This is a genomic window from Brachymonas sp. J145 (assembly GCF_036312245.1).
GTDB classification, from domain to species: domain Bacteria; phylum Pseudomonadota; class Gammaproteobacteria; order Burkholderiales; family Burkholderiaceae_C; genus Brachymonas; species Brachymonas wangyanguii.
This window is the reverse complement of record NZ_JAZDCI010000001.1, coordinates 81,483-107,175: the sequence shown is the minus strand read 5'-3', so window position 1 is coordinate 107,175 and position 25,693 is coordinate 81,483. Positions and strand designations below refer to the sequence as shown.

Below are 25,693 nucleotides of genomic sequence, written 5' to 3'. Positions count from 1 at the left end.
GTACGTCTCCTGAGGGATGGTGCAGACACGCATATCCGGCCCCTGCCGGAGGGGTCTGCACGCACATGGTAAGGTGAAAAAAGCCAGGCGGAATCCGTGTTTGCGTGGATACCGTGCATATGTCACGCAAGCTGGCAGATCCCTGTGTTTCAGCTATGGAAGGTACGCCGGTCGCGTGCGATGGAGAACAGGATGCCGAGCGACAGCCCCAGCGTGACCATGGCGGTACCGCCATAGCTGATGAAGGGCAGCGGCACGCCCACCACCGGCAGGATGCCGCTGACCATGCCGATGTTGACGAAGGTGTAGGTGAAGAACATCACGCCAATCGAGCCGGCCATCAGGCGGCCAAAGCGCGTGCTGGCCTGGGCGGCGATGATGAAGATGCGGGCAATCAGGAAGATGAAGGCCAGCAGCAGCACGATGTTGCCGATAAAGCCGAACTCTTCGGAGTAGGCGGCAAAGATGAAGTCGGTGGTGCGCTCCGGGATGAACTCCAGGTGCGTCTGCGTGCCCTGCATGAAGCCCTTGCCCCAGACGCCACCGGAGCCGATGGCGATCATGCCCTGCAGGATGTGGAAGCCCTTGCCGAGCGGATCGCGCGTGGGATCGAGCAGGGTGCAGACACGCTGGCGCTGGTATTCGCGCAGGATGTGCCAGTCGACATCGGGCTGGCACAGGGCATCGCCATTCCAGACCAGCAGGGTGATGGCGATGGCGCCGAGGATGATGGGCGGCAGCACCAGCCTCCAGCTCAGGCCGGCAAAGAAGATCACCGAGGCACCGGTCATCAGCACCAGCAGGGCGGTACCCAGGTCCGGCTGTTTCATGATCAGGCCGACTGGCAGTAGCAGCAGGCCGAAGGCGATCACGTAATCCATGGTCTGTGGCGTGCCTTCGCGGCGCTGGAACCACCAGGCGAGCATCATCGGGGCGGCAATCTTGAGCAGTTCACTCGGCTGGATTACCACGCCGATGTTGATCCAGCGCGTGGCGCCTTTCTTGGTGATGCCGAACAGCAGTACCGCCAGCAGCAGCACGGCGCCTAGCGTGTAGAGTGGTACCGCCAGCTGCTGCAGGCGCTGCTGCGGCACCATCGCCACGGCCAGGATGATGGCCCAGGCCAGCAGCATGTTGCGGCTGTGGTCGACAAAGCGTGTGCCGTGGTCAAAGCCGGAAGAGTACATGGCGGTCAGGCCGATGCCCATCAGGATCAGGATGGCCAGCGCCAGCCAGCCGTCAAAGCCCTTGAACAGGGAGAGGGCAGTGCGCCAGAGGGGGGGCTTGTCGATGACAGCAGACATGGCGCAAGATTATCCCAGCTATTCCTCCTGCCTGCAGCGCCTTGGCTGACGTATACGTCACCGTTGTCGTTTATAGTGCAGGAGGAATCATCGACATCCCCCATGATCTAGAGGAGAGACAAATCCATGAGCTATACCTGCATTGAAACCCGTGTGGAAGGCGAGAAGGTCGGTATCGTCACGCTGAACCGTCCGAAGGCCCTGAACGCGCTGAACGACACCCTGATGGACGAACTGGGCGCGGCGCTGAAGGCGTTTGACGCTGACGACAAGATCGGCTGCATCATCGTGACCGGCAGCGAGAAAGCCTTTGCCGCTGGTGCCGACATTGGTGGCATGGCGACCTACAGTTTTGCCGATGCCTACGGCGGTGACTACATCACCCGCAACTGGGAAGGCATCCGCACCATCCGCAAGCCGGTGATTGCTGCCGTGAGCGGCTACGCACTGGGTGGCGGTTGCGAACTGGCCATGATGTGCGACTTCATCATCGCCGCCGACAATGCCAAGTTCGGCCAGCCGGAAATCAAGCTGGGCGTGATCCCGGGTGCCGGTGGTACGCAGCGCCTGCCGCGCGCCGTGGGCAAGAGCAAGGCCATGGACATGTGCCTGACCGCCCGCATGATGAACGCCGAGGAAGCCGAGCGCGCCAGCCTGGTGAGCCGCGTGGTGCCGCTGGACAAGCTGATGGAAGAAACCCTGGCTGCCGCCCTGGTGATCGCCAGCATGCCGCGCCTGACCGTGTACGCAGCCAAGGAAGCCGTGAACCGCGCCTTCGAAGGTTCGCTGAACGACGGCGTGTGGTTCGAGCGTCGCCTGTTCCACAGCCTGTTTGCCACCAACGACCAGAAGGAAGGCATGGCGGCCTTCGTCGAGAAGCGTCCTGCCAACTTCACCAACAACTGATTTTTTTGCCGGCGGCGCACATTTTTGTGACACGCCGGCAAAAATGCTGCTACAATGTCGTTCTTCGGCGCTTTAGCTCAGTCGGTTAGAGCGATGGAATCATAATCCACAGGTCCGCGGTTCGAATCCGTGAAGCGCCACCAGACATGAAAAATCCCCTGATGAGTCATCATCAGGGGATTTTTTTCGTGGATCGTTTCGCGATGGTGCGTTCGCCAGAACGACCGGACGCATGGCCTAGAATGGCTCAGGTAGCTGGCCGCTACGGACTCCCTGGAGAGGATGTCCACACGGCTGCATGAAGAAAGGAGGGCGTCTGCCGGACGCCGGGCTTCATTGGACTGGAGGATGTCGAGATGGAAATTGCGCTCAACGGTTACTACACGATGATTCTGGCCACGCTGGTGCTGCTGCTGGGCCGCTTCCTCATCGTCAAGATCCGGTTCCTGTCGGATTTCAATATTCCGGAGCCGGTGGCGGGAGGCCTGCTGGCAGGGATCGTGGTGGTGCTGCTCAACTCCATTTTCGGGCTGACTTTCAAGTTCGAGACGCAGCTGCAGACAGCTTTCATGCTGATGTTCTTCTCATCGATTGGCTTGAGCGCCGACTTCAGCCGCTTGCGGGCGGGTGGCAAGCCGCTGGCGATTTTCCTGCTGGTGGTAGCGGTGTTTATCCTGCTGCAGAACGCGGTGGGCGTGAGCATGGCCAGCCTGCTGGGGCTGGAGCCGCTGCTGGGTCTGGTCACGGGCTCGATCACCCTGACTGGCGGCCACGGCACCGCCGGTGCCTGGGGGCCGGTGCTGGAGCAGCGCTATGGCGTGACCGGTGCCACGACGCTGGGCATTGCCACGGCCACCTTTGGCCTGGTGGCGGGTGGCCTGATCGGTGGGCCGGTGGCCCGCTATCTGCTGGCGAGGATGGGGCACCAGAAGCTGCCCGAGCCCGAGCAGCAGACGCAGGTGGAAGCCGTTGCCGCCTCGCAATCGCTCTACAGCACGCGCCATACCGAATCTGGTGACCAGCTGGACGAGGCCATGTTCGACAAGCCGGACGAAATCCGCCTGATCACCGCATCCTCCACCATCGAGACGCTGGCCCTGTTTGCCGCCTGCATGGCGTTTGCCGGGGTCATGACGACGGCGGCAAAAGGCACGGCTTTTGAATTGCCGACTTTTGTCTGGGCGCTGGGCGGCGGCGTGATCATTCGCAACGTGCTGACCAACTTCTTCAAGTTTGACATGTTCGATCGCGCCATTGACGTTTTTGGCAACGCCTCGCTGTCACTCTTCCTGGCGATGGCGCTGCTCTCCTTGCGCCTGTGGGAATTGACCGATCTGGCGCTGCCGGTGCTGCTGATCCTGGCGGTGCAAACCGTGGTGATGATGCTGTATGCCAGCCTCGTGACTTTCACGGTGATGGGGCGCGATTATGACGCTGCCGTGCTGGCGGCAGGCCATTGCGGATTCGGCATGGGCGCCACGCCAACGGCAATTGCCAACATGCAGGCGATTACCGATCGCTATGGCGTGTCGTACAAGGCCTTCCTGATCGTGCCGATGGTGGGCGCGTTCTTCGTGGACCTGGTCAACGCTGCCATCCTGCAGGTCTTTACGCAGCTGCCGTTCCTGCACTAAGCCGGGCTGAGGAGGCTCAGGCCTCCAGCTCGACCCAGTCCGGCGCACTGGTCGGCTGCAGCGTCTGTTCGACCCAGCCGCTCCAGACCGTGGCAAACGCCTGTCGTTCCGCGTCGGACGCCTGCGGCTCCAGTGCCGGGCGCAGCAGCTGGCTCATGTTGGCCGGACTCGGCACGCTGTGGCCGCGGCGCATGAATTCCACCGACTGGCCTGAATCTAGGCGCGTGAGTCGGATGTCGCCGCGCATCGGTACCTCGAACTGTAGCAGGTCCTTGCGGCCAAAATGTCCGGCCAGGCCCTTGAAGCCGCCGGCATTGGCGGCGCCAGTGACCAGACTCACCACACTGGCGATCACGCCCACCACGCCTTCATCCAGCGGTTGGCGGAATTCCACCCGGATATGGCTGCGCACCGGCGTACTGTCCGGATAGAGCCGTGCCAGGGCGGCGTGGGTCAACTGCCAGGCACCGGCGACGGTGGGGCAGGAGTGGCCGGTCAGCTTGACGGCATCGAGATAGCGGTATTCGATCAGGCCGTCTTCGGCAGAGCCAAGGGTCCGGGCCAGCGGGTCCATCATCAGGATGGCGGGGACCGTGTCGTAGTAGGCGGGGGTGTTCATGGTGGCCATGGTGCTGTCCTTGTGGGTGGCGCTTTGCCAGGACGCAAGCGCGCATGCCGATCCATGATACGTGCCGGGGGATACGCACATTCCGCTTGCGTGAATGTGCTGCGGGGAAGGACGGTGCGCCTGAGGTGGAGGCGGCAGCGCGTCAATCCAGCGCTTGCGGATCTGCCTGCAGGATCAGCCGCGCCAGTTCGGCCGCGCTGCCCAGGCCGGTTTTTTCCATCACGTGCTGGCGGTGGATGTGCACGGTTTTTTCACTGATGTCGAGCTCGCGTGCCACCAGCTTGTTGGGCAGGCCGCGTGCCACCAGCAGCGCGACTTCGGCTTCACGCGGGGTCAGCTGCTGCAGGCGGGTACTGGCCTGGCGTGTGCGCTCTTCGGATTGCAGGCTGGCTTCGCGCTGGCGCAGCGCAGCGGCCACGATGTCGAGCAGGCGCTGGTCCTTGAACGGTTTTTCCAGAAAATCGAAGGCCCCGTGCTTCATCGCCTGGACTGCCAGTTCGACATCGCCATGGCCGGTCAGGAACACGATCGGCAGCGCGCACTCCAGCGATCGCAACTGCTGCTGCAGTTCCAGCCCGCTCATGCCGGGCATGCGCACATCCAGCAGCAGGCAGCCGATGGCAGATGCTTGCGGCAGGCCCTGCTCCAGGAACCTGGTCGCGGAGGTGTGCGCCACCACGTCCCAGCCCATCGATTCCAGCAGGAACACCAGCGAGCGGCGGAAGGCTTCATCGTCATCGACGACATGGATCTGCCAGGAGGTGGACGGAAGGGAATCGGTGGACATCATGCAAGCGGGAGGGTGAGGGTAAAGACCAGACCGGTACCATTGTCGGCGGATTCGGCATCCAGCCGGCCGCCGTGGGCTTCGGCGATGCTGCGGCAGATGGACAGGCCGAGCCCCATGCCGCTCGGCTTGGTGGTGTAGAAGGGATCGAACAGGTGCGCCAGACGCTCCGGCGGCAAGGGTTCGCCGTGGTCACGCACCATGATCTGCAGGCTGGAGCTGCTGGTCGCCAGTCGCACTTCCAGGCGCTGCCGTTCCGGTGGCAGCTGCTGCGTGGCGTCGGAGCCGTTCTTGAGCAGATTCAGCAGCACCTGCTGCAGTTGCAGCGGATCGGCGACCACGCGCGTTTCGGCTGTCAGCTCGTCCAGCAGCGTGACTTCAGGCGGGTTGACCTGCATGTCGCGGAACAGGGCGATGGCTTCCTGCACCATGGGCGTGGGCTGCAGCAGCTCGGGTTGCGCCACGCGCTTCTTGGCAAAGCTGCGGATGCGGCTCAGGATGCCGGCAGCGCGTTCGGCCTGGCCGGTCATCTCGCGTGCGGCTTCACGCACGGCATCGGGCGTCAGGCGCTGGTTGTCGATGCGGCGCGTCAGGCTTTGCGCATAGTTGCCGATGGCGGCCAGCGGCTGGTTCAGCTCGTGTGCCAGCGTGCCGGACAACTCTCCCAGCACCGACAGGCGCGACATGTGCTCTGCCTGTTCGCGGCTCTGGCGCAGGTGCTGCTCCAGCTCCTTGCGCTCGGCCAGCGCGGTGCGCAGCGCTGAGGTGCGCGCATGCACCAGCCGTTCCACATGGGCGGTATAGAGGCCGCCAAAGATGATCAGCGCCGCCAGGCCAGCCAGCCAGGGCCAGAAGCGTGCAGCCAGATCGCCCAGCGTGGGCGTGTGCAGCACGGCGTAGGGGCCGATATGCAGCTCGCGCTGCAATTCGTGTACCGACTGGTAATCGGCCGGCACGGTCCAGTGGATCGGGCTGCTGCGGCTGTCCATTTCCAGCAGGGCGATGGTGACCTGCTTGGCCAGTACCGGATCGGTATGGCGCAAGGCGGCCAGCGGCCAGTTGGGGTAGAGCCGGGTTGAGCTGGCGCAGGGAAAGCCGGTTTCGCGGCGCGGCGCGACGACGCGGAAACGCTCCAGCCAGGCCGGCTGGCTTTCCAGCATGCAGGCGCGCACCAGGCCGGCATCGACCTGGCCGGCGGCGACGGCTTCCAGCACCTTGTCCATCGGCAGGCCGACCACCTCCAGGGTCAGGTCACGTGCCGGATCGATGCCTTCGGCGGCGAGTTCGCGCCAGACCAGCTGGTAACCGGAAAAGCCCTGTTGCCCGATGATGGCGACGCGCTTGCCGCGCAGGTCGCGCAGGCGCTGGATATCAGTGCGGCCACTGAGCGTGACGACGGCGCTGCCGACCGCCTGCCAGGCCGATCCGGGCATGCTGCTGCCGGTCTGCAGCGTCAGCAGGCGGGAGGCGCCAAGGCTGGATTCCAGCTCGACGTAATGGCCGGGGTTGGTGATGACGAAATCGATTTGCTGTGCTTCGGCTGCCTGCTGCAAGGCGGCGTGATCGAGCGAGAGCAGCTCGACCTGGTAGTCGGGCAGGGCCTGTTCCAACTGGCGCGCGACCGGGCTCCATTCCTCGACGGCGGCTTCGGCACCCAGATAGGCGAGCACGCCCAGGCGCAGCGGCTTGGCCTGGGCCAGTGCCGGCAGCAGCAGCGCCAGGCCGATCAGCAGCCAGGGCAGGCCGGCGCGCAGCCAGAGGGTGCGGCGCGGAACAGGAGGCTGGTTCGTCATGCGGGGATGGGATGGGTAGACAAGCCGAAATTCTAGGAGGAATGTCCCTTCTGGCAATAGGGAAAATAGTCTAGGGGCATGCCCGCTCTTCCGGATGGGCAGCGGGGACGGGTTTTTACAGAATAAGCCATGTTGTGTGAATCTGCTTACAGGACGCCCCGCGTATGAAAACTCCTAGCACTCCTCCCTCTGGCAGCAAGCGCGGCCTGTTGCGCGCCATGCTCGGCCTGGGCGTGACCGCCACCGGCGTGGTGGTTGCCGATCCGGCCGAGGCCGCCATCAACAGCCAGCCGGTGCGCCGCCCAGGCGAAGAAGGCAAGCGCTACGGCATGGTGGTCGATATCCGCCGTTGCATCGGCTGCCAGGCCTGTACCGTCAGCTGCTCCATGGAGAACCTGCCGCCGATCGGCCAGTTCCGCACTACCGTGCTGCAGTACGAGGTGGATACCAAGGTCGAAGGCGCACCGCCGGCCATGGTCAGCCTGCCGCGCCTGTGCAACCACTGCGACAACCCACCCTGCGTGCCGGTCTGCCCGGTGCAGGCGACGTTCCAGCGCACCGATGGCGTGGTGCTGGTAGACAACGAGCGCTGCGTCGGCTGCGGCTATTGCGTACAGGCCTGTCCGTATGACGCGCGCTTCATCAACCACGAGACGCAGACGGCTGACAAGTGCACCTTCTGCGAGCACCGCCTGGAAGCCGGCCTGCTGCCGGCCTGCGTCGAAAGCTGCGTGGGCGGCGCGCGCAAGATCGGCGACCTGAACAACCCGGACAGCGAAGTCGCCACGCTGCTGCGCGAAAACCGCGACGACATCAAGACGCTCAAGCCTGATCTGGACACGCGCCCGCACGTGTTCTACATCGGCCTGCCGGACGCGTTTGTCGACGGTATTGACGGCCAGGCCGGCGTGCGCGTCGTGGCCGGTCACTGAACAAGGAGTCCATCATGGGCATTATCGAACTGCTGACCCCTGCCTACGAAGCGGCCTGGCTGCCCTGGGCCGTGCAATATTTCTTCCTGATCGGCATCGCCGCCACTACCGCGCTGACGGCATCGGTACTGGCTTTCGGCAAGCCGGGTTCCTGCATGGCGCGCCTGCTGCCGGCGGCGGTGGTCGTGTTGCTGACCGCCTGTATCGCGGCACCGGTATCGCTGCTGGCCGACCTGCACCAGCCGGGCCGGTTCTGGCATTTCTACGCCAACCCCACGCCCTGGTCGTGGATGTCGCTCGGCGCCTACCTGCTGCCGGTGTTCGTCGTGCTGTCGCTGCTGTTCAGCCTGCTCTGGTGGCAGGGCAAGCAGGGCCTGCTGCGCCTGGTGGCGCTGCTGCTGGCGCTCAGTGCGGTATCGATCCTGGTCTATACCGGCGGCGAGATGGCGGTGATCAAGGCGCGTCCGCTGTGGCACACGCTGCTGCTGCCGGTCAACCTGGCCCTGACCGGCTGGCTGGGCAGCCTGGGCGCGATGCTGCTGGTGGCGCGCTGGCTGCCGGCGAACTGGCGTGACAGCTTCCCGGCTGGCCTGGTACGCCGCATGGCGCAGCTCTGCACGCTGGTGCTGCTGGCCGCAGCCGTGACCTGGGCGGCCCTGGGTGCCACCGGACAGGAGCCTTCCTTTGATGCGGCGCTGCAGCTGTTCAACGAGTTCGGCGCCTGGCGCCTGGCGCTGCTGGGATCGATCCTGGGTGGCGTGCTGCTGCTGGCCATGGTCTGGCGTCCGCTCGGCCAGAAGTCCCTGACGGCCGGTGACCAGCTGCTGCTGGCGGTGCTGATGCTGGCCGCTTCCTGGGTGTTCCGCTGGATGGTGTTCATGGCCGTGCAGACGGTGCCCAAGTTTGGTGCCGGCCTGTATCTGCAGGGTATCTCCTGGGGCAGCGATGGCGTGCTCGGCATGGTGGGCGTGTTTGGCCTGGTGGCTGCACTGCTGGCCATGGTGACCTACGCGCTGGAACGCTACCCCGGCAAGCCGCTGGCAAGCGCCTGACGGACGACGACTGGAATGACGAGGAACAAGACCATGACTGACAAGCACACTCCTTCCCGCAATGACAAGCAGGCTGGCGGCACCTCCCGTCGCAAGCTGCTGACGCACGGCGGTATCGCCGCCGGTGGCCTGGCCGCCTTTGCCGCCGGCTACGGCCAGACCGTCTACAAGGCCGCCAAGGGGCTGGTGACCGGCACGGCCGGCACGCCCACGGCCGATGCCCTGCGCGGCAACTCGCTGACGCCGGAATTCATCATTGATGCCGCGACTGGCCAGCTCAGCACCCAGCCGGGTCAGACCGTGAGCATGTCCAGCTGCCTGGGCTGCTGGACCCAGTGCGGCGTGCGCGTACGTGTCGATGATGCCCAGAACCGCATCCTGCGCGTGGCCGGCAACCCCTACCACCCGCTGGCGACCGTGAATCCGGCGCCAATGGAAACGCCGGTGCGCGAGGTCTATGCCATGCTGGGTGGTGAAAACGGCCTGGAAGGCCGCGCCACCTCCTGCGCACGCGGTTCGGCCATGCTGGAGCAGCAGAACAACCCGCATCGCGTGCTGCAGCCGCTCAAGCGTGTCGGCCCGCGTGGCTCCGGCAAATGGGAAACGATTTCCTTCGAGCAGCTGGTGCAGGAAGTCTGCGAAGGCGGCGACCTGTTCGGCGAAGGCCAGGTCGATGGCATGCGCGCCATCTTCGACCAGAAGACGCTGATTGATGCGCAAAACCCGGAATACGGCCCGCTGGCGAACCAGTTCATCTTTACCGATTCGGCCAACGAGGGTCGCACCGCGCTGGTGCGCCGCTTTGCCGAGCAGTCTTTCGGATCGCGCAACTTTGCCAACCACGGCTCCTACTGCGGCCAGACCTTCCGCGTCGGTACCGGTGCTGCCCTGGGTGACCTGGCAGGCCAGCCGCACGGCAAGCCGGACTGGCCGTCGGCCCGTTTCGGCCTGTTCATCGGTGCGGCGCCGGCACAATCCGGCAACCCGTTCCAGCGCCAGGGCCGCCAGCTGGCCGAAGCGCGCTCGCGCAAGGAGAACCCGTTCCGCTACGTGGTGGTATCGCCGATCCTGCCGACCTCGTCCAGCCTGGCTGCCGGCAGCGGCAACCGCTGGCTGCCGGTCAAGCCGGCATCCGACCTGGCACTGGTGATGGGCATGCTGCGCTGGATCATCGAGAACCAGCGTTACGACGTGCGCTACCTGCAGCAACCCGGCCCGCAGGCCATGGCCGCTGCCGGTGAAGCCACCTGGACCAACGCCACCCACCTGGTGATCGCCGATCCCAAGCATCCGCGTTTTGGCACCTTCCTGCGCGGTGAAGACCTGGGTTGGCCGCGCCCCAAGCCCGAGCCAAAGCCGGAAGCACCGGCAGCGGCACCTGCTGCAGCGGCTCCGGCGGCGGCTGCCGCTACGGGCGTCGCCGCTGCCAAGCCGGCTGCCGTGGCCAGCGCCGCTGCCCCCGTCGCCAGCGCAGTCGTGGCTGCTGCTCCGGCTCCGGTCGCTGCTGCCTCGGCAGCTGTCGCCGGTACTGTTGCCGCCAAGCCCGCCGCTGCGGCCACGCCGCCGGCACCCCCGACCGAAGAGGAAGTGCCGGACGTCTACGTGGTGCAGCTGGCCGACGGCACGCTGGCACCGCACACCACGCTGGCTCCGGTGAACCTGGAAGTCGATAGCACGATTGACGTGCCGGCCTGGACCGAGAATGATCTGGGTGTGGCCGTGGCCACCTCCTTCACGCTGCTCAAGCGCGAAACCCAGCGCAAGACACTGGACGAATACGCTGAACTGTGCGGCGTGCCACGCGAGCAGATCGAGGAGCTGGCGAAGGAATTCACCAGCCACGGCAAGCTGGCCGTGGCCGATGCCCACGGTGGCACCATGGGTGGTGCCGGTTTCTACACCGCCTACGGCATCGCCATGCTGAACGTGATGGTCGGCAACATCAACGTGGCCGGTGGCCTGGTGCTGGATGCCGGCCAGTTCGGCCCCTTCGGCCCCGGTCCGCGCTACAACTTTGCCCAGTTCCCGGGCAAGGCCAAGCCGGCCGGCGTGGCACTGTCGCGCAGCCGCTTCCCCTACGAGAAGACCAGCGAATTCAAGCGCAAGAAGGACAGCGGCCAGTCGCCGTACCCGGCGCAGGCACCCTGGTACCCGGCCGTGGGCAATATCAGCAGCGAGATGGTGGCATCGGCCCTGAACGGCTATCCCTATCGCGCCAAGGTCTGGTTCAACCACATGAGCAACCCGGTGTACTCGATCAATGGCTTCCGCAATGCCTTGCTGGACAAGCTGAAGGATCCGTCCATCCTGCCGCTGGTGGTGTCGATCAACCCCTTCATCAACGAGACTAATGCCTACGCCGATTACATCGTGCCCGATACCGTGACCTACGAAAGCTGGGGTATCTCCGTGCCCTGGGCTGATGTGGTGGTCAAGTCCTCCACCGTGCGCACGCCAGTGGTCGAACCCAAGGTCGCTAGGACGGCCACGGGCGAGCCGGTGAACCTGGAATCCTTCCTGTTCGCCTGTGCCCGCACGCTCAAGATGCCGGGTTTCGGCAAGGGCGCGCTCAAGGACAAGGAAGGCAATGCCTACGATCTGGACAGCGCCACCGACTTCTACCTGCGCGGTATCGCCAACATCGCCTGGTCCGGCGGCAAGCCGGTTGGCGATGCCTCCGATGACGATCTGGAAGTGACCGGCGTGAAGCGTTATGCAGCCCAGCTGCAGGGTGCGCTCAAGCCGGAAGAATGGCGCAAGGTCGCCATGGTGATGACGCGCGGCGGTCGTTTCGACAAGCTGGAAGATGCCTGGAAAGGTAATCAGATCAAGGCTAGCCACAAGCCGGCGATGCAGGTCTGGAGCGAAGAGATCAGCAAGATGCGCCACTCCATGACCGGCCAGCGTTTCGACGGTTGCCCGACCTGGCACCCGACGCGCCTCGCCGACGGCACGCCGATGCGCGAGCGCTACACCGAACAGGAATACCCGTTCCTGATGACGTCTTACAAGTCCAACCTGATGAGTTCGATGTCGATCGCGGTGAGCCGCCTGCGTCAGGTACACCCGCACAACCCGATCTCCATCCACCGTGCCGACGCCGAACGCCTGGGCATTGGCAACGGCCAGAAGATCCGCGTCACCAGCCCGGGCGGTAGCCTGGTCGGTGTGGCGATCGTGCGAGACGGCATCCAGCAGGGCGCGATTGCCATCGAGCACGGCTATGGCCACTGGGAGCTGGGCGCGCGCGAACACCGCATCGACGGCAAGGCGATGCCGAGCAACCCGGATCTGGCGACGGGCGTCTGCCTGAACACGCTGGGCTTTGCCGATGCCACCCGCAACGGCCACGTCAACACCTGGGTCGAGACCGTCTCGGGCGGCGTCGTGCGCCAGGGCCTGCCGGTGCGCGTGGAGCGCGCCTGAGCCCAGGCGCGCTAGGCGCGCCGCCTTATCCTGCCGTCTTGATACCCGGCGGCAGGATATCGCTGCCCAGGGCGACCCAGCCGCGCTGCAGGCCTTCCTGCGCCAGCGAGGCGACCAGGGTGCCGTCCTGGGTGAAGACATTGCCCACGGTCAGGCCACGGCCGTGACCAGTAGCCGGACAACGCGCGTCGACCAGCAGCCACTGGTCGGCGCGTACTGCGTTGTGGAACCAGATGCCGTGGTTCAGGCTGGCCAGGAACAGGCCGGAAGTGAACTTGTTGTCCAGATGCGGCGACAGTGCGGTAAACGGGAACCAGTAATCCGACATGTAGCCGAGCGCGGCCAGATGCAGCTGCGGATCATCGGGCAGCGTGTCGCGGATGCGCACCCAGTAGCGGAACGAATGTGTTTCCACGTGCTGCAGCAGGAAATCCAGACCGTCCAGCGGGCGCAGGTCGACGATGGAGGCATGCTTTAGCACGCCCTTGACGTGGCCCGGCACCAGGCCGGATTCATCGCTCAGGACCATGTCGCGCATGGTCGGCAGCGATTCCGGATCGGGCACATTGGGCGGCATGCTGACCTGGTGCGTCGGGCCCAGCTCGCCACGGTGGAAGGACACCGTCGCCACGATGATGCGGCGCTCGTTCTGCCAGCCGGTCACCTGCTGCACCGAGAAGTTGCGGCCATGCATCAGCGACAGCACCTCGTAGCGCATTGGCGCGCCCGGGCGACCCGGCATCAGGAAACTCAGCTGCATCTGGTGCGCGATCAGGTCTTCCGGCAGATCCTCGCAGGCCGCCATCAGCGCCTGACCGATCAGCTGGCCACCAAACAGCATGCCGTTGATGTTCACATCCGGAATTGGGTTGCTCAACAGGCCATCGGGATCGCGCTGCAGGCGCAACAGTTCGCCCAGCACCTTGTGCTGGTGCGGCAGGAAAGTCGGGGTATCAGGGGCTTGGGAAGACATGAAGCAAGGCTACCAAAAACGTCACGCGGTGTATCTGCATGGTAATGCGAAGTTTGGCTCTTTGCAGACGCCGCATTAAAATGCGCAGTTCCCCATATTTTCCCCCAGCCTCTGGATCAACACCACGAACCGCTGCCACACCATGACCACGACCACCACACCCAAGAAAGTCTTTATCAAAACCTTTGGCTGCCAGATGAACGAGTACGACTCGGACAAGATGGCCGACGTGCTGGGCGCCGCCCAGGGGTACGAGAAGACCGACAACCCCGAAGATGCCGACCTGATCCTGTTCAACACCTGCTCGGTGCGCGAAAAGGCGCAGGAAAAGGTGTTCAGCGACCTCGGTCGCGTCAAGCACCTGAAGGCCAAGGGCGTGAAGATTGGCGTGGGAGGTTGCGTCGCCAGCCAGGAAGGTGCGGAAATCATCAAGCGCGCGCCTTTCGTGGACGTGGTGTTCGGCCCGCAGACGCTGCACCGCCTGCCGGAGCTGCTCGATAGCAGCAGCGCCCAGCACAAGCCGCAGGTCGATATCAGCTTCCCCGAAATCGAGAAGTTCGACCACCTGCCGCCGGCGCGTGTCGAAGGCGCGAGCGCCTTTGTCTCGATCATGGAAGGCTGCAGCAAGTATTGCAGCTATTGCGTCGTGCCCTATACGCGTGGCGAGGAATTCAGCCGCCCGTTCGAGGAAGTGCTGGTCGAGGTCGCCGGCCTGGCCGAGCAGGGCGTGAAGGAAATCACCTTGCTGGGCCAGAACGTGAACGCCTACCGCGGCCCCATGGGCGACAGCGGCGAGATCGCCGACTTTGCCCTGCTGATCGAGTACGTGGCCGAAATCCCCGGCATCGAGCGCATCCGCTACACCACCAGCCACCCGAACGAATTCACCCAGCGCCTGATCGACGTCTACGCCAAGGTGCCGCAGCTGGTCAGCCACCTGCACCTGCCGGTGCAGCACGGTTCCGACCGCATCCTGATGGCGATGAAGCGCGGCTACACGGCGATGGAGTACAAGAGCATCATCCGCAAGCTGCGCGCGGTGCGCCCGGACATGTCGATGAGTAGCGACTTCATCGTCGGCTTCCCCGGCGAGACCGAAGACGACTTCCAGAAGATGATGCGCCTGATCGAGGACGTTGGCTACGACACCTCCTTCAGCTTCATCTTCAGCCCGCGCCCTGGCACGCCGGCCGCCAACTTGCACGATGACACCCCGCACGAGGTCAAGCTCAAGCGCCTGCAGCACCTGCAGGCCACCATCGAGCAGAACGTGCGCGCCATCAGTGCCAGCCGTGTTGGCACGGTGCAGCGCATCCTGGTCGAAGGTCCCTCGCGCAAGAATCCTGAAGAGCTGATGGGCCGCACCGCCTGCAACCGCATCGTCAACTTTGGCGCCGGTGCCGGCCGTGACCGCCTGGTCGGCCAGATGATCGACGTGCGCATCACCGAGGCGCTGCCGCACTCGCTGCGCGGCGAGGTGCTGGTCAGCTGATCCAGTCGTCTGTTTCAGGAGCGTGAACAACGCCCGGAAATGGACCATTGGCGCAACAGGTCAAGTCCTTGTACTGACTGCCAATCGGTAAAACTACTAAAATCGCGTGATGCAAGAAACTTCGCAACTTTCCCCACAGGCGGGAACGGAGCCGGCTGCGCCCTCGACGGCGCTGGTCGCGCTGCGGCATGTGCAGTTCGGCTATGACGGCGGGCGCAAGATCCTCGACGACGTATCGCTCGAAGTGCCGCGCGGCAAGGTCACGGCCATCATGGGCGCATCCGGTGGCGGCAAGACCACGGTGCTGCGCCTGATCGGTGGCCAGCAGCGCGCCCAGCAGGGCCAGGTGCTGCTCGGCGGCCAGGACGTCGGCCAGCTGTCGCATGCCGAGCTGTACAAGCTGCGTCGCCGCATGGGCATGCTGTTCCAGTTTGGCGCGCTGTTCACCGACATGAGCGTGTTCGAGAACGTGGCTTTTCCGCTGCGCGAGCACACCCGCATGCCCGAGGCCATGATCCGCGACATCGTGCTGATGAAGCTGCATGCCGTTGGCCTGCGTGGCGCGCGTGACCTGATGCCGAGCGAGATTTCCGGCGGCATGGCACGCCGCGTCGCGCTGGCACGCGCCATCGCGCTCGATCCCGAACTGGTCATGTACGACGAGCCGTTCGCCGGCCTGGACCCGATTTCGCTTGGCACCATCGCGCGCCTGATCCGCCGCCTGAACGATTCCATGGGCCTGACCAGCATCATCGTGTCGCACGACCTGGAAGAGACTTTCCATATCGCCGACCACCTGGTGATCCTGGCCAATGGCGGTATCGCCGCCCAGGGCACGGCAGAAGAAATCCGCAACAGCAGTGATCCGCTGGTGCACCAGTTCGTGCACGCCGAGCCGGAAGGCCCGGTGCGTTTCCATTACCCCGGCCCCGATCTGGCAGCCGACCTGGGCCTGCGCGGCCGGAAGGGGCAGCCATGAGCCTGTTCAATCCTGCCGATATCGGCTTTGCGTTGCGTCAGCAGCTGGTGCGTCTGGGCACTGGTGCGCGCCTGTTCGTGCGCCTGCTGCTCTCGCTCGGCGCCTGGAAGCGCCCCGGCCTGATCCGCGACCAGGTGTTCTTCCTGGGCAACTATTCCCTGTCCATCATTGCGGTGTCCGGCCTGTTTGTCGGCTTCGTGCTGGGGCTGCAGGGCTATTACATCCTCAAGAGCTTCGGCTCGGCCGAAACCGTCGGCCTGATGGTGGCGCTGAGCCTGCTGCGCGAACTGGGGCCAGTGGTCACCGGCCTGCTGTTTGCCGGCCGTGCCGGTACTTCGCTCACGGCTGAAATCGGCCTGATGAAAGCCGGCGAGCAGCTCGACGCCATGGAGATGATGGCGGTCAACCCGGTCAGCCGCATCCTGGCGCCGCGTTTTTGGGGCGGCATCATCGCCATGCCGGTGCTGGCGCTGATTTTCAGCGCGGTTGGCATCATCGGCGGCTGGCTGGTGGCAGTGCCGCTGATCGGGCTGGATGCCGGTGCCTTCTGGGGCCAGATGCAGGCCGGTGTCGACATCTGGGATGACATCGCCAATGGCGTGATCAAGAGCGTGGTGTTCGGCGTCGCTGTCACCTTTATCGCGCTGCTCGAGGGCTATACCGCCCGTCCCACGCCCGAAGGGGTTTCCCGCGCCACCACGCGTACCGTGGTGGTCGCTTCGCTGACCGTGCTGGGGCTGGACTTCCTGCTCACGGCGATGATGTTCGGCGCGTAACTAGACAAGATCGACAAGACAAGCAAAGGAAGCGTGCACATGCAACGTTCAAAAATCGATATCTGGGTAGGCCTGTTCGTGATGCTGGGAGCGGCAGCCATGCTGTTCCTGGCGCTGCAGGCCGGCAATCTGCTGACCATTTCCCCGCGTGACGCCTACCAGGTGCGCGCCGAATTCCAGGACATTGGCGGCCTGAAGCCGCAAGCTGCGGTGAAAAGCTCCGGCGTGGTGGTGGGCCGCGTCAACCGCATCGAGTTCGACAACACCACCTACCAGGCCGTGGCCGTGCTGGACATGGACCAGAAATACCATTTCCCCGATGACAGCATGCTGAAGATCATGACCAGCGGCCTGCTGGGTGACCAGTACATCGGTATCGAAGCCGGCTATTCCGACAACCAGTGGGCCGATGGTGCCGTCATTGGCAACACCCAGTCTGCCGTGGTGCTGGAAAACCTGATCGGCCAGCTGATCAACAGCACGGCACTGGACTCTGCCAAGGCGGATGCCGCCAGCGGCGGTGATGCTGCGGATGGCAGCCTGCCCCCGGCCGATGAACCTGCCTCCGGAGCCAGCCAATAATGAACACCCCCATGACCTCCCGATCTTCCGGCCGCCTGCTGCTGACGGTCAGCCTGTCGGCCACGGCCCTGCTGGCCGGCTGCGCCACCGGCCCTGATGCGCATCCGCGCGATCCGATGGAGCCGCTGAACCGCAGCGTCTACAAGTTCAACGATGCGCTGGACCGCGCCGTGCTGAAGCCGGCCGCCAAGGCCTATGACTTTGTCACGCCCAGCCCGGTACAGACCGGCGTGGACAACTTCTTCAACAACCTGTCGGATGCCTGGTCGACCGTCAACAGCCTGGCCCAGTTCAAGGGCCAGGAGGCGATGAACAGCTTCTGGCGCTTCACCATCAACTCCACGCTGGGCCTGGGTGGCCTGCTGGACATTGCCACGGAAGCGCAGATTCCGCGCGTCAAGCAGGATTTCGGCCTGACGCTGGCGCACTATGGCGTCCAGTCCGGCCCGTATGTGGTGCTGCCGCTGCTGGGCTCGTCCACGCTGCGCGACACCATTGCCCGTCCGGTCGACTCCTTCGGCAACCCGCTGGGCCACCTGGATGATGTCGGCGTGCGCAATGCGCTGTACGGCCTGGACGTGGTGAGCACACGTGACAAGTACATGGAAGCCAGCGACCTGCGTGACCAGATTGCGCTCGATCCCTATGTGTTTACCCGTGATGCCTACCTGCAGAACCGCGATTCCCGCGTGACGGGCGCCGGCGCTGCTGGCGAAGGTGGTGAGGACGATGGCTACCTGCCACCGGTCGATGGCGACGATGCAGGCTATATTCCCCCAGCCGACGAAGGGGCGGCTGCTGCCGTGACGCCAGAGGTACCGGCCGCGGACGAAGCCGTCACGGCCGCACCCATGCCGGTGGTACGCACTGCCAACCCGGATGCACGCACCGAACTGCTGCCCGTGGCGGGCGCGCCTGGCAGCACCATCCGCATGACTGTGGAGCCGCTGGCGGCGGGAACTGCAGCTTCCGTACAACCCTGAAGCGTGGTGCAGGCGCAACAAGCGCGTCCAGATGTGACAGACAGGCGCATCGGATTAGCAGCTTGTTGCAACTGGTCCGGCGCCGGACCGGAACCTGCGGCACCATGAGCCATCCAACAAATACCTGAGCCGTGGAGGGAGGGCGAATGCCCGGACCACGGCCCGTAATGAACAAGGAGAAATCGCAATGATGAATCGTCGTAGCCTGAACAAGTCCCTGGGTGCACTGGCTGGTGCCGTGCTGGCCGGTGGTGCCCTGACGCTGCCCGCCAGCGTGCTGGCTGCCGATCTGGGTCCGCAGGCCATGGTCGAGAAGGTGGCGGGTGACATCCTGTCCGCCATCAAGGCCGACAAGTCGGTGCAGGGCGGTGACGTCAACCGCATCATGGCGCTGGTGGACAGCCGCGTCATGCCGCATGTGAACTTCGAGCGCATGATGGGCACTGCCGTGGGTCCGGCCTGGCGCCAGGCCACGCCTGCCCAGAAGAAGCAGGTGCAGGACGAGTTCAAGAAACTGCTGGTGCGTACCTACGCCGGTGCCTTCAAGCTGGCTGGCAACCGCTCGCTCAAGGTGCTGCCGGTGCGTGCTACCGGCAACGACGTGCTGGTGCGCAGCGAGCTGATGGGCAGCTCCACCCCGGCCAAGATCGACTACCGTCTGGAAAAGGCGCCCAACAGCGCACTGGGCTGGCGTGTCTACAACATCGCCATCGAAGGCATCTGGCAGGTCAACTCCTACCAGCAGCAGTTTGCCCCGATCGTGCGCGCCAAGGGCATCAACGGCCTGATCGCTTCGCTGCAGCAGCAGAACCGCGAACTGGCTGGCAAGTAAGATGGCACAGCCGGATCAAGCCGCCATGCTGGCGCTGCCAGCCGAAGTGACCATGGCCAATGCCCGCCAGGTGCAGCAGGATCTGCTGGCGCGCTGCAGGCAGCTGCAGGGTGCTGATGCGGTCCGGGTGCAGGCAGGGGCGCTGACGCGCTTCGATTCCTCGGTGCTGGCCGTGCTGCTGGAGCTGGAGCGTGCCACCGGAGGCCGGCTGGAGCTGGAACAGGTGCCGCAGCGGCTCGAATCGCTGGCGCAGCTGTATGGCGTGGATGCGCTGCTCTGGCCTGATTCGGCCGTAGTGGCTTCCTGACGCCGGCAACGGCACACAAAAAAGCGACCTGCTACCAGGTCGCTTTTTTCATGGGCTGGCCAGGCACAAGGCGTGGCACAGCACCGGCTTACTTGTCGGCCGACTTGCGCTTGGCAGGAGCCTTGGCCTTGGCCGGCTTCTTCTCGGCAGCGGCTTCAGCAGGCTGGGCATCAGCTGCAGCTGCGTTGTTGGTATCGCTTTCCGTGCTGGCAGCGGTGCTGCCATTGCCGGTCGCCTGACGCGAGGTGTCCAGCAGCTTGGACTTGCCGGCGTAGTGGCGGTCCAGACGCCATTCCTGCAGGATTTGCAGGGCGATCTTGAAGTTGCTGTAGTCCAGCAGGTAGATGTCAGCGATCGGGAAATCGGCTTCGGATTCGAGTGCCAGCACCAGACGGGACAGGGTGACGGCACTGGGGTCGGCCGGGTTGGCCTTGATGAATTTTCGCGCTTCCTTGATGGCACGCATGTTGTTTTCCCTTCCGGACTGTGCTGCAGTCCTGTTTCATGTGGCTATTGCGAAAGAATTCTACCGGGCTGGCTGGCCTCACGGCAGGGGGTGTCACAAATGTGTAACTTGAATTTCTCAGAGCGAGGTCACGCCTCAGCGTTGCACTGTAAATGGAATACTAGGCACTCAATATGACAATTTCGTGAATACCTGCAAGATTGGTGTAATGACAAGGGCTTGTCACGCATCGGTATAGACGATGCGGATATGCGGCACCACAGTAACACCGGGTTGCTTGGCCAGGAAATCGCGCAGGAACTCGGTCAGCTTCTTTTCGCACAGGGCGACCACGGCCGGTTCGGCGGCCAGCCGTTCGCCCTGGGCCTGGGCCTGGCGTGCGGCCTGGGCATACAGGTCGATCACGGCAGCTTTCTCGTCGGTGAACAGGCCACCGGACAGGATCTGGTAGCGCAGGTCACGTACGGCGGGCGTTGCCACCAGGCGCGGCTTTTTCAGTCGCACTTCGATGTCTGTCGCGGTCGGGCGGATATCGTACTGGCCGGGCTGCAGGTCGTAGCCAAACGGGTATTCGGCGGTGTACCAGATCGCCACGGTACCGGTGGACGGAATTCCGAGGATGTTGCGCTCCAGCACCTGGGTCACGCCTTCGGCGCGCACCATGGTGGCGGTGAGCAGCTTGACCTGGGCTTCCAGGGTCTGCTTGCTGACGCTCAGGTAGCTGGTGTAGCGCGAGTAGCCCAGCAGTTCCTTGTGCTGGCGCGTCACTTCCTGTTCCAGGATCTGCGCCTGCAACGTGCGCTGATCCAGCTGGGGTGAGAGCCACCACCAGCTCAGGCCAGCCCCGGCCAGCAGCGCGGCAGCAACCGGCACAGCCAGTAGCCAGCGCGAGCGACCGGTGCCTGCCGCCATGCCTCAGTCCAGCAGGGCGTGTTCGATCTTGGTGCACTTGTCGCGCACCACCTGAAGGCCGGCATCGGCGGCCTTCTGCTCAGCCTCCGGGTGGGAGATGGCCAGTTGCAGCCAGAGCGTCTTGGCACCAATGGCGATGGCCTGGTCGGCGACCGGCGGCACGTCCTCGCTGCGGCGGAATACGTCCACCATGTCGATCGGGGCTTCGCCAGCGGCTTGCAGGGCCGCAGCGGCAGCCGGCAGGTCTGCATAAACGGTTTCGCCCAGCAGTTGCTGGCCAGCCAGCAGCGGATTGACCGGCACGATGCGGTAGCCGTGCTTTTGCAGGTAGTGGGCGACCTCGTGGCTGGCGCGATGCGGCTTGTCGGACATGCCGACAATGGCAATGGTGCGGTCGTTTTCCAGAATCTGGCGGATGCGATCGGTCATGGAGGTCTCCTTGGTTGGTGGTGCTTATGACAAGGCAGATAAGGCCTGCTGCACGTTTTCCAAGCGCAGGATTTCGGTCAGGATCTGCGGCTGTTGCGGCTTGGCCGGATCATGCAGCACATAGACCGGCACGCCGTTGCGTCCCAGCGCGTTCAGCGAGGCGGTGATGGCGGGATCGTTGCGGGTCCAGTCGGCGCGCAGCAGCAGCACATTGCGCGCCTGCACCGCCTGCTGGAATTCCGGCGTGGACAGCACGGTCTGCTTGTTGAACTGGCAGGTGATGCACCAGGCAGCGGTGTAGTCGACAAATACCGGCTGGCCTGCTGCCAGCGCCTGTTGCACACGCGCCTCCGACCAGGGCTGCCACTGGGCATCGGCTGCCGTGGCGCTGCTGGCGACTGGCGTCGCCAGGCGCGCGCCATGCTGCCAGCCCAGCCAGGCCAGCGCCAGCGCAAATACGCCGGCCAGCCACCAGCGGCCGCGGCCGGGCAGCGCCAGCGACCAGACCAGCGCACTGCCGATCAGCAGCAGCGCCAGCAGTGTGACCGCTCCATTGATGCCGCTTTGCTGGCCCAGCACCCAGACCAGCCAGAGCACCGTGGCCAGCATCGGGAAGGCCAACAGCTGGCGGAAGGTCTGCATCCACGCGCCGGGGCGCGGCATCCAGCGCAGCAGCGACGGGAACAGGCACAGCAGCAGGATCGGCAGTGCCAGCCCCAGGCCGAGCAGCGCAAACAGCAGCATCGCCTGCCAGGCCGGCAGGTTGATCGCCAGACCCATGGAGGCTCCCATGAAGGGGGCGGTACAGGGCGATGCCACCACCACCGCCAGCACGCCGGACAGGAAGGCATCGGTGACCGGATGGCGCTCCTTGTCGCTGTTGCGCGATCCCAAGGAGAGCAGCTGGCCAAACTCGAACAGTCCGGACAGGTTGAGCGCAATCAGCGTGAACAGTGCGGCCAGGCCGGCTACCATCCACGGATTCTGCAGCTGGAAGCCCCAGCCCAGCTGTTCGCCGGCGGCGCGCAGCGCCAGCAGCAGCACGCCCAGCAGCAATACGCTGGCCAGCACGCCCAGCGTATAGGCGATGCCGCTGACGCGCAGCGCCGAGGGGCTGTGTGCGTGGCGCGCAAAGCCCATGATCTTGATCGCCAGCACCGGGAACACGCAGGGCATCAGGTTCAACAGCAGGCCGCCGAGCAGGGCACCGCCCAGTGCCAGCAGCAGCGATACCGGGGCCACACTGGTCGTTGTGGCAGGCGCATTCTGGCCGGCCTGCAGCGCGGCCGCCAGCTCGGGCGACAGGCCGGTCACCTGCTGCAGCGCTGGCCACTCGCCTTGTACCGGGGCGCTGGCCAGCACGCCGGCGCTATCGGCGGCATTGCGGATCACGCCCTTGGCATCGGTATCGGCCTGCGGCACCAGCACCACGGACAGCGTTTCCGGACTGGTGGAGCGGAAGGCTTGCAGCGGGACGGTCAACTGCCAGGTTCCCTGATCCCAGCGCTGCTCACCAGCAGCGGCTGGCTGGGTGATGCCGAAATCTTCCGGGTACAGGTTGAGTGGCTTGCCCTGCCAGTCGGCCGGCAGCTGGCTGGCTTCAAAGCGGATCGTGCTGTCTTGCGGCTGCACATGCGCATTGACCTGCACCTTGGCGTGGGCATGCGGCACCTGCTGCAGCGTGGCGTCGAACAGGGCGGCATGGCTGGCGATGGACTGCTGCACAGGCAGCGTGATCGCGAACGTGCCGCTTTGCGGAATGCACTCGACGCGGCACACCAGCCAGGAGGCTTCCAGCTGCACGCGCAGCGGCTGCTGCGGGGTTTCTGCCAGCGTCAGCGGCACTGGCAGCAGCACGCTGGCATCGTAGCCATAGTTGGCCAGATGGCCGATCGGGAACTTGCTCGGCATGGGCCACTGGATCTCGCCGGCCGTGACGCCGGGCGGCAGGCTCCACTCCAGCGTGGTGGCCTGGCCGCTGTCGCCGGGGTTTTTCCAGTAGGTGTGCCAGTCGGGCTGGTGCGTCAGCTGCAGGCCGAGCCAGACCGGCTTGCCGGCCATCACGCCTTCGGGAGCATGCGCCAGCAGACGCGCCTGCACCTGATCGGTACGGACTTCGGTAGTGTCCGCGGCCGGATTGGATTGCGCCTGGCTGGCGCCAGCCAGCAGGCCCAGGGCGGCCAGTCCGGCACCCGCCAGGTGGCGCAAATGGCGGGAAAATTCGGGAGAAATCACAGGCATGGGATGGTTGTCGTCTTGGTTCTGGCCAAACAGCCGGCCGCGTCCACAGGACAAGCCATTATCGCGGCAAGCTAGCTGAGCCGGAAGCCGGCCGGCAAAGGCCTGTGCAGGCATGGCGCTTTCGGTATCATGCCAACATGCAAGATACCGCTAACACTGCCTTTCCGCGTTTCTGGGCCGATGCCGTCAGTGCCGACTTTGCCCGGCTGGACAAGGCGCGCGCCATCGCCGTATTGCCGGTGGCGGCCATCGAGCAGCACGGGCCGCATCTCCCGCTGCGCGTGGACGCCGCGCTGGCCGATGGCATGGTGCAGGCGACCTTGCCCTGGCTGCCACAACAGTTGCCGGCCGTATTCCTGCCTACGCAGGCGATCGGATTCAGCCCGGAACACACGGCGTTTGCCGGCACGCTCACGCTCAAGGCCGAGACCGTGATCCGGCTCTGGACCGAGATTGCCGAATGCGTGCATGCCAGTGGCGTGCGCAAGCTGGTGCTGTTCAACACGCATGGCGGCAACGTCGGTTTGCTCGATGTGGTGGCGCGCGACCTGCGTGCGCGGCTGGGCATGCTGGTCTACAGCTGCAGCTGGTTCAACCTGCCGCTGGGCGCGGCTGGTGGCGCGTTTGATGAGCATGAACACCGTTTTGGCATCCACGCCGGTGCCACCGAAACCAGCCTGATGCAGGCACTGCACCCGGAGCTGGTGCGCAGCGAAGCCATTCAGGACTTTGCCAGCAGTTCCGAATATCGCGCCGAACACTTTCCGCTGCTGGGCAACGGCCGCAGCGCCAAGCTGGCCTGGCAGATGCAGGATTACCACCCGCTGGGCGCTGCCGGCAAGGCGACGCAGGCCAGTGCCGCCAAAGGCCAGGCGCTATTGGAGGCGGTGGGGCAGGGACTGGCCAGCCTGCTGCAGGAAATCGACCGCTTGCCGGCCGATACCCTGCGTGACTCAGCTGGCTGAACGGCGCGCGTCCAGTGACTCGTTGACCGTGCGTGCCAGCTGGGCAATGCCGCGATCGATCTCTTCCGCGCTGGCGGTGACAAAGCTCAGGCGCATGGTGCGCACGTCGGCATCGTTCTCGTAGAAGGCGGCGCCCGGCACATAGGCAACGCCGTGCTGCACCGCCAGCGGCAGCATGTGCGTGCTGTCCAGGCCTTCGGGCAGGCGCAGCCACAGGAACATGCCGCCGCGCGGCACGTTCCAGGTCACGCCCTCGGGCATGTGGCGGCGCAGCGCATCCAGCATCGCCTGGCACTGGTCGCGATAGAGCTGGCGCGTACGCTGCAGGTGGCCGTCGAGGAAGCCGGGGCGTGACAGCACTTCGTAGGCCAGGCGCTGGTTCAGCGTCGGGCTGTGCAGGTCGGCCGCCTGCTTGGCCTGCAGCAGCTTGGGATAGACATGGTCCGGTGCCACCACATAGCCCAGGCGCAGGCCCGGTGCCAGCACCTTGGAGAACGAGCCCAGATACAGGCTCTGTTCCGGCAGCAGGCTGCTGATCGGGGCCGGCGGCGGGTTGTCGAACCAGAGTTCGCCATAGGGGTTGTCTTCAACCACTGGCAGGCCGAGGGCATTCAGCGAACTCGCCAGCTCTTCGCGGCGGCTGGCAGACAGCGTCAGGCCGGTCGGGTTCTGGAAGGTGGGCAGCAGGTAGAGGAAGCGCGCTCCGTAGCGCAGCTGTTCGCGCTCCATAGCCGCAATCTGCACGCCTTGGTCATCATTGGGCAGGCCGATCACCTCGGGCTCGAACACCGAGAAGGCCTGCAGCGCACCCAGATAGGTCGGCGTCTGCGTCATGACGCGGCTGCCCATGTCCAGCATGACCTTGCCGACCAGATCCAGCGCCTGCTGCGAGCCGGTGGTGATCAGCACCTGATCCGGATGCACCTGCCAGGGCAGCGAGGCCGCCACCCACTCGCGCAGCGGGGCAAAGCCTTCGCTGGAAGAATACTGCAGCGCCGCACGCGGATGCTCGCTCATCACCTTGTCAAAAGCCTCGCGGAACTCCTGCACCGGGAACGCCTGCGGCGAGGGCAGGCCGCCAGCAAAGCTGATGATGTCCGGACGCTCCGTCACCTTGAGAATCTCGCGGATGATGGACGGTGTCATGGCGGCTGCGCGGTTGGCGTATTGCCAGCTCTTCATGGGGGCTCCTTGTGTTCCTGCTGCGGGGCTATTTATGGCAATGATTGTAGGCTGCGACACGTGTTTGTGGGTATTGCCGACGCGTGGCAATTGCCAAATAGTGCAGCCTTGT

23 protein-coding genes and 1 tRNA gene are annotated in these 25,693 nt (G+C 64.9%); 14 read left to right on the top strand and 10 right to left on the bottom strand.

Features of this window, described 5'->3' with window-relative positions; genetic code table 11:
• Window positions 1–149: 149 nt before the first annotated feature.
• On the bottom strand, window positions 150–1,304 hold the full coding sequence (rodA, locus tag V1261_RS00475; protein ID WP_329769364.1) for a rod shape-determining protein RodA: 1,155 nt from the start codon (window positions 1,302–1,304) through the stop codon (window positions 150–152).
• A gap of 126 nt (window positions 1,305–1,430) precedes the next feature.
• Between rodA and V1261_RS00470 the strand changes: the two genes are divergently transcribed.
• The 3 genes from V1261_RS00470 to gltS all read left to right on the top strand — a co-directional run bounded on the left by V1261_RS00470 (window position 1,431) and on the right by gltS (window position 3,844).
• A complete protein-coding gene (locus V1261_RS00470) occupies window positions 1,431–2,210 on the top strand; it encodes an enoyl-CoA hydratase (protein ID WP_329769362.1) in 780 nt (259 codons plus the stop codon).
• A 66-nt stretch (window positions 2,211–2,276) separates the two neighbouring features.
• Window positions 2,277–2,353, top strand: a tRNA-Met gene (locus tag V1261_RS00465).
• 213 nt (window positions 2,354–2,566) lie between these two features.
• On the top strand, window positions 2,567–3,844 hold the full coding sequence (gene gltS, locus V1261_RS00460; RefSeq protein ID WP_329769360.1) for a sodium/glutamate symporter: 1,278 nt from the start codon (window positions 2,567–2,569) through the stop codon (window positions 3,842–3,844).
• 16 nt (window positions 3,845–3,860) lie between these two features.
• Here gltS and V1261_RS00455 read toward each other — a convergent pair whose 3' ends face one another.
• The 3 genes from V1261_RS00455 to V1261_RS00445 form a co-directional block, all read right to left on the bottom strand.
• Window positions 3,861–4,472 carry a hypothetical protein gene (locus V1261_RS00455; protein WP_329769358.1) on the bottom strand — a complete coding sequence of 204 codons (612 nt, stop codon included), beginning with the start codon at window positions 4,470–4,472 and terminating at the stop codon, window positions 3,861–3,863.
• A gap of 142 nt (window positions 4,473–4,614) precedes the next feature.
• A complete protein-coding gene (locus V1261_RS00450) occupies window positions 4,615–5,262 on the bottom strand; it encodes a response regulator transcription factor (protein ID WP_329769356.1) in 648 nt (215 codons plus the stop codon).
• On the bottom strand, window positions 5,259–7,052 hold the full coding sequence (locus V1261_RS00445; RefSeq protein WP_329769355.1) for a sensor histidine kinase: 1,794 nt from the start codon (window positions 7,050–7,052) through the stop codon (window positions 5,259–5,261). The genes V1261_RS00450 and V1261_RS00445 overlap by 4 nt, the downstream gene beginning before the upstream one ends.
• A gap of 164 nt (window positions 7,053–7,216) precedes the next feature.
• On the opposite strand from V1261_RS00445, the gene dsrO reads away from it, so the two are divergent.
• From dsrO to V1261_RS00430, 3 genes are read left to right on the top strand one after another with little or no spacing between them, the layout of a single operon-like run.
• A complete protein-coding gene (dsrO, locus tag V1261_RS00440; RefSeq protein ID WP_329769353.1) occupies window positions 7,217–7,984 on the top strand; it encodes a sulfate reduction electron transfer complex DsrMKJOP subunit DsrO in 768 nt (255 codons plus the stop codon).
• Window positions 7,985–7,998: 14 nt separating this feature from the next.
• Window positions 7,999–9,036 (top strand): NrfD/PsrC family molybdoenzyme membrane anchor subunit, encoded by a 1,038-nt coding sequence (nrfD, locus tag V1261_RS00435; RefSeq protein WP_329769352.1) that lies wholly within the window; start codon window positions 7,999–8,001, stop codon window positions 9,034–9,036.
• A 33-nt stretch (window positions 9,037–9,069) separates the two neighbouring features.
• Entirely contained in the window at window positions 9,070–12,462 is a 3,393-nt protein-coding gene (locus tag V1261_RS00430) for a tetrathionate reductase subunit A (protein ID WP_329769350.1), read from the top strand.
• A gap of 25 nt (window positions 12,463–12,487) precedes the next feature.
• Here V1261_RS00430 and V1261_RS00425 read toward each other — a convergent pair whose 3' ends face one another.
• On the bottom strand, window positions 12,488–13,435 hold the full coding sequence (locus V1261_RS00425) for an acyl-CoA thioesterase (RefSeq protein WP_329769348.1): 948 nt from the start codon (window positions 13,433–13,435) through the stop codon (window positions 12,488–12,490).
• A 142-nt stretch (window positions 13,436–13,577) separates the two neighbouring features.
• Here V1261_RS00425 and miaB point away from each other — a divergent pair, with 142 nt between their 5' ends.
• The 7 genes from miaB to V1261_RS00390 all read left to right on the top strand — a co-directional run bounded on the left by miaB (window position 13,578) and on the right by V1261_RS00390 (window position 19,386).
• Window positions 13,578–14,927 carry a tRNA (N6-isopentenyl adenosine(37)-C2)-methylthiotransferase MiaB gene (gene miaB, locus V1261_RS00420; protein WP_329769346.1) on the top strand — a complete coding sequence of 450 codons (1,350 nt, stop codon included), beginning with the start codon at window positions 13,578–13,580 and terminating at the stop codon, window positions 14,925–14,927.
• A gap of 109 nt (window positions 14,928–15,036) precedes the next feature.
• Window positions 15,037–15,906, top strand: coding sequence for an ABC transporter ATP-binding protein (locus tag V1261_RS00415; protein WP_329769345.1), 870 nt, complete (start codon window positions 15,037–15,039; stop codon window positions 15,904–15,906).
• Entirely contained in the window at window positions 15,903–16,682 is a 780-nt protein-coding gene (mlaE, locus tag V1261_RS00410; protein WP_329769344.1) for a lipid asymmetry maintenance ABC transporter permease subunit MlaE, read from the top strand. The genes V1261_RS00415 and mlaE overlap by 4 nt, the downstream gene beginning before the upstream one ends.
• A gap of 39 nt (window positions 16,683–16,721) precedes the next feature.
• Window positions 16,722–17,264: an outer membrane lipid asymmetry maintenance protein MlaD gene (mlaD, locus tag V1261_RS00405; protein WP_329769342.1), complete on the top strand. Its 543-nt coding sequence runs from the start codon at window positions 16,722–16,724 to the stop codon at window positions 17,262–17,264.
• A gap of 11 nt (window positions 17,265–17,275) precedes the next feature.
• Entirely contained in the window at window positions 17,276–18,247 is a 972-nt protein-coding gene (locus tag V1261_RS00400) for an MlaA family lipoprotein (protein WP_329769340.1), read from the top strand.
• Window positions 18,248–18,434: 187 nt separating this feature from the next.
• Window positions 18,435–19,079 (top strand): MlaC/ttg2D family ABC transporter substrate-binding protein, encoded by a 645-nt coding sequence (locus tag V1261_RS00395; RefSeq protein WP_329769338.1) that lies wholly within the window; start codon window positions 18,435–18,437, stop codon window positions 19,077–19,079.
• Window position 19,080: 1 nt separating this feature from the next.
• On the top strand, window positions 19,081–19,386 hold the full coding sequence (locus V1261_RS00390; RefSeq protein WP_329769337.1) for an STAS domain-containing protein: 306 nt from the start codon (window positions 19,081–19,083) through the stop codon (window positions 19,384–19,386).
• 88 nt (window positions 19,387–19,474) lie between these two features.
• Here the strand turns inward: V1261_RS00390 and V1261_RS00385 are convergent, their stop codons facing one another.
• From V1261_RS00385 to V1261_RS00370, 4 genes are all read right to left on the bottom strand, one after another.
• On the bottom strand, window positions 19,475–19,852 hold the full coding sequence (locus V1261_RS00385; protein WP_329769336.1) for a hypothetical protein: 378 nt from the start codon (window positions 19,850–19,852) through the stop codon (window positions 19,475–19,477).
• A 222-nt stretch (window positions 19,853–20,074) separates the two neighbouring features.
• Complete coding sequence (locus V1261_RS00380; RefSeq protein ID WP_329769335.1) at window positions 20,075–20,764, bottom strand: hypothetical protein; 690 nt, start codon at window positions 20,762–20,764, stop codon at window positions 20,075–20,077.
• A gap of 3 nt (window positions 20,765–20,767) precedes the next feature.
• A complete protein-coding gene (locus V1261_RS00375) occupies window positions 20,768–21,193 on the bottom strand; it encodes a CoA-binding protein (RefSeq protein WP_329769334.1) in 426 nt (141 codons plus the stop codon).
• A gap of 24 nt (window positions 21,194–21,217) precedes the next feature.
• The gene (locus tag V1261_RS00370) at window positions 21,218–23,434 is read right to left on the bottom strand and encodes a protein-disulfide reductase DsbD family protein (RefSeq protein WP_329769333.1); all 2,217 of its coding nucleotides are present in this window, start codon (window positions 23,432–23,434) and stop codon (window positions 21,218–21,220) included.
• A 137-nt stretch (window positions 23,435–23,571) separates the two neighbouring features.
• On the opposite strand from V1261_RS00370, the gene V1261_RS00365 reads away from it, so the two are divergent.
• The gene (locus V1261_RS00365) at window positions 23,572–24,399 is read left to right on the top strand and encodes a creatininase family protein (protein WP_329769332.1); all 828 of its coding nucleotides are present in this window, start codon (window positions 23,572–23,574) and stop codon (window positions 24,397–24,399) included.
• Here the strand turns inward: V1261_RS00365 and V1261_RS00360 are convergent.
• Window positions 24,388–25,581: an aminotransferase-like domain-containing protein gene (locus V1261_RS00360; protein ID WP_329769331.1), complete on the bottom strand. Its 1,194-nt coding sequence runs from the start codon at window positions 25,579–25,581 to the stop codon at window positions 24,388–24,390. The genes V1261_RS00365 and V1261_RS00360 overlap by 12 nt on opposite strands.
• Window positions 25,582–25,693 lie beyond the last annotated feature (112 nt).

What these genes read in the sequence shown, in the direction of transcription:
- V1261_RS00375 (WP_329769334.1), bottom strand. Translation starts at nt 21,193, where the DNA reads ATGACCGATCGCATCCGCCAGATTCTGGAAAACGACCGCACCATTGCC.
- V1261_RS00400 (WP_329769340.1), top strand. Translation starts at nt 17,276, where the DNA reads ATGACCTCCCGATCTTCCGGCCGCCTGCTGCTGACGGTCAGCCTGTCG.
- nrfD (WP_329769352.1), top strand. Translation starts at nt 7,999, where the DNA reads ATGGGCATTATCGAACTGCTGACCCCTGCCTACGAAGCGGCCTGGCTG.
- mlaE (WP_329769344.1), top strand. Translation starts at nt 15,903, where the DNA reads ATGAGCCTGTTCAATCCTGCCGATATCGGCTTTGCGTTGCGTCAGCAG.
- rodA (WP_329769364.1), bottom strand. Translation starts at nt 1,304, where the DNA reads ATGTCTGCTGTCATCGACAAGCCCCCCCTCTGGCGCACTGCCCTCTCC.
- mlaD (WP_329769342.1), top strand. Translation starts at nt 16,722, where the DNA reads ATGCAACGTTCAAAAATCGATATCTGGGTAGGCCTGTTCGTGATGCTG.
- gltS (WP_329769360.1), top strand. Translation starts at nt 2,567, where the DNA reads ATGGAAATTGCGCTCAACGGTTACTACACGATGATTCTGGCCACGCTG.
- V1261_RS00395 (WP_329769338.1), top strand. Translation starts at nt 18,435, where the DNA reads ATGATGAATCGTCGTAGCCTGAACAAGTCCCTGGGTGCACTGGCTGGT.
- V1261_RS00415 (WP_329769345.1), top strand. Translation starts at nt 15,037, where the DNA reads ATGCAAGAAACTTCGCAACTTTCCCCACAGGCGGGAACGGAGCCGGCT.
- V1261_RS00360 (WP_329769331.1), bottom strand. Translation starts at nt 25,581, where the DNA reads ATGAAGAGCTGGCAATACGCCAACCGCGCAGCCGCCATGACACCGTCC.
- V1261_RS00390 (WP_329769337.1), top strand. Translation starts at nt 19,081, where the DNA reads ATGGCACAGCCGGATCAAGCCGCCATGCTGGCGCTGCCAGCCGAAGTG.
- V1261_RS00430 (WP_329769350.1), top strand. Translation starts at nt 9,070, where the DNA reads ATGACTGACAAGCACACTCCTTCCCGCAATGACAAGCAGGCTGGCGGC.
- V1261_RS00370 (WP_329769333.1), bottom strand. Translation starts at nt 23,434, where the DNA reads ATGCCTGTGATTTCTCCCGAATTTTCCCGCCATTTGCGCCACCTGGCG.
- V1261_RS00425 (WP_329769348.1), bottom strand. Translation starts at nt 13,435, where the DNA reads ATGTCTTCCCAAGCCCCTGATACCCCGACTTTCCTGCCGCACCAGCAC.
- miaB (WP_329769346.1), top strand. Translation starts at nt 13,578, where the DNA reads ATGACCACGACCACCACACCCAAGAAAGTCTTTATCAAAACCTTTGGC.
- V1261_RS00365 (WP_329769332.1), top strand. Translation starts at nt 23,572, where the DNA reads ATGCAAGATACCGCTAACACTGCCTTTCCGCGTTTCTGGGCCGATGCC.
- V1261_RS00445 (WP_329769355.1), bottom strand. Translation starts at nt 7,052, where the DNA reads ATGACGAACCAGCCTCCTGTTCCGCGCCGCACCCTCTGGCTGCGCGCC.
- V1261_RS00450 (WP_329769356.1), bottom strand. Translation starts at nt 5,262, where the DNA reads ATGATGTCCACCGATTCCCTTCCGTCCACCTCCTGGCAGATCCATGTC.
- V1261_RS00385 (WP_329769336.1), bottom strand. Translation starts at nt 19,852, where the DNA reads ATGCGTGCCATCAAGGAAGCGCGAAAATTCATCAAGGCCAACCCGGCC.
- dsrO (WP_329769353.1), top strand. Translation starts at nt 7,217, where the DNA reads ATGAAAACTCCTAGCACTCCTCCCTCTGGCAGCAAGCGCGGCCTGTTG.
- V1261_RS00455 (WP_329769358.1), bottom strand. Translation starts at nt 4,472, where the DNA reads ATGGCCACCATGAACACCCCCGCCTACTACGACACGGTCCCCGCCATC.
- V1261_RS00470 (WP_329769362.1), top strand. Translation starts at nt 1,431, where the DNA reads ATGAGCTATACCTGCATTGAAACCCGTGTGGAAGGCGAGAAGGTCGGT.
- V1261_RS00380 (WP_329769335.1), bottom strand. Translation starts at nt 20,764, where the DNA reads ATGGCGGCAGGCACCGGTCGCTCGCGCTGGCTACTGGCTGTGCCGGTT.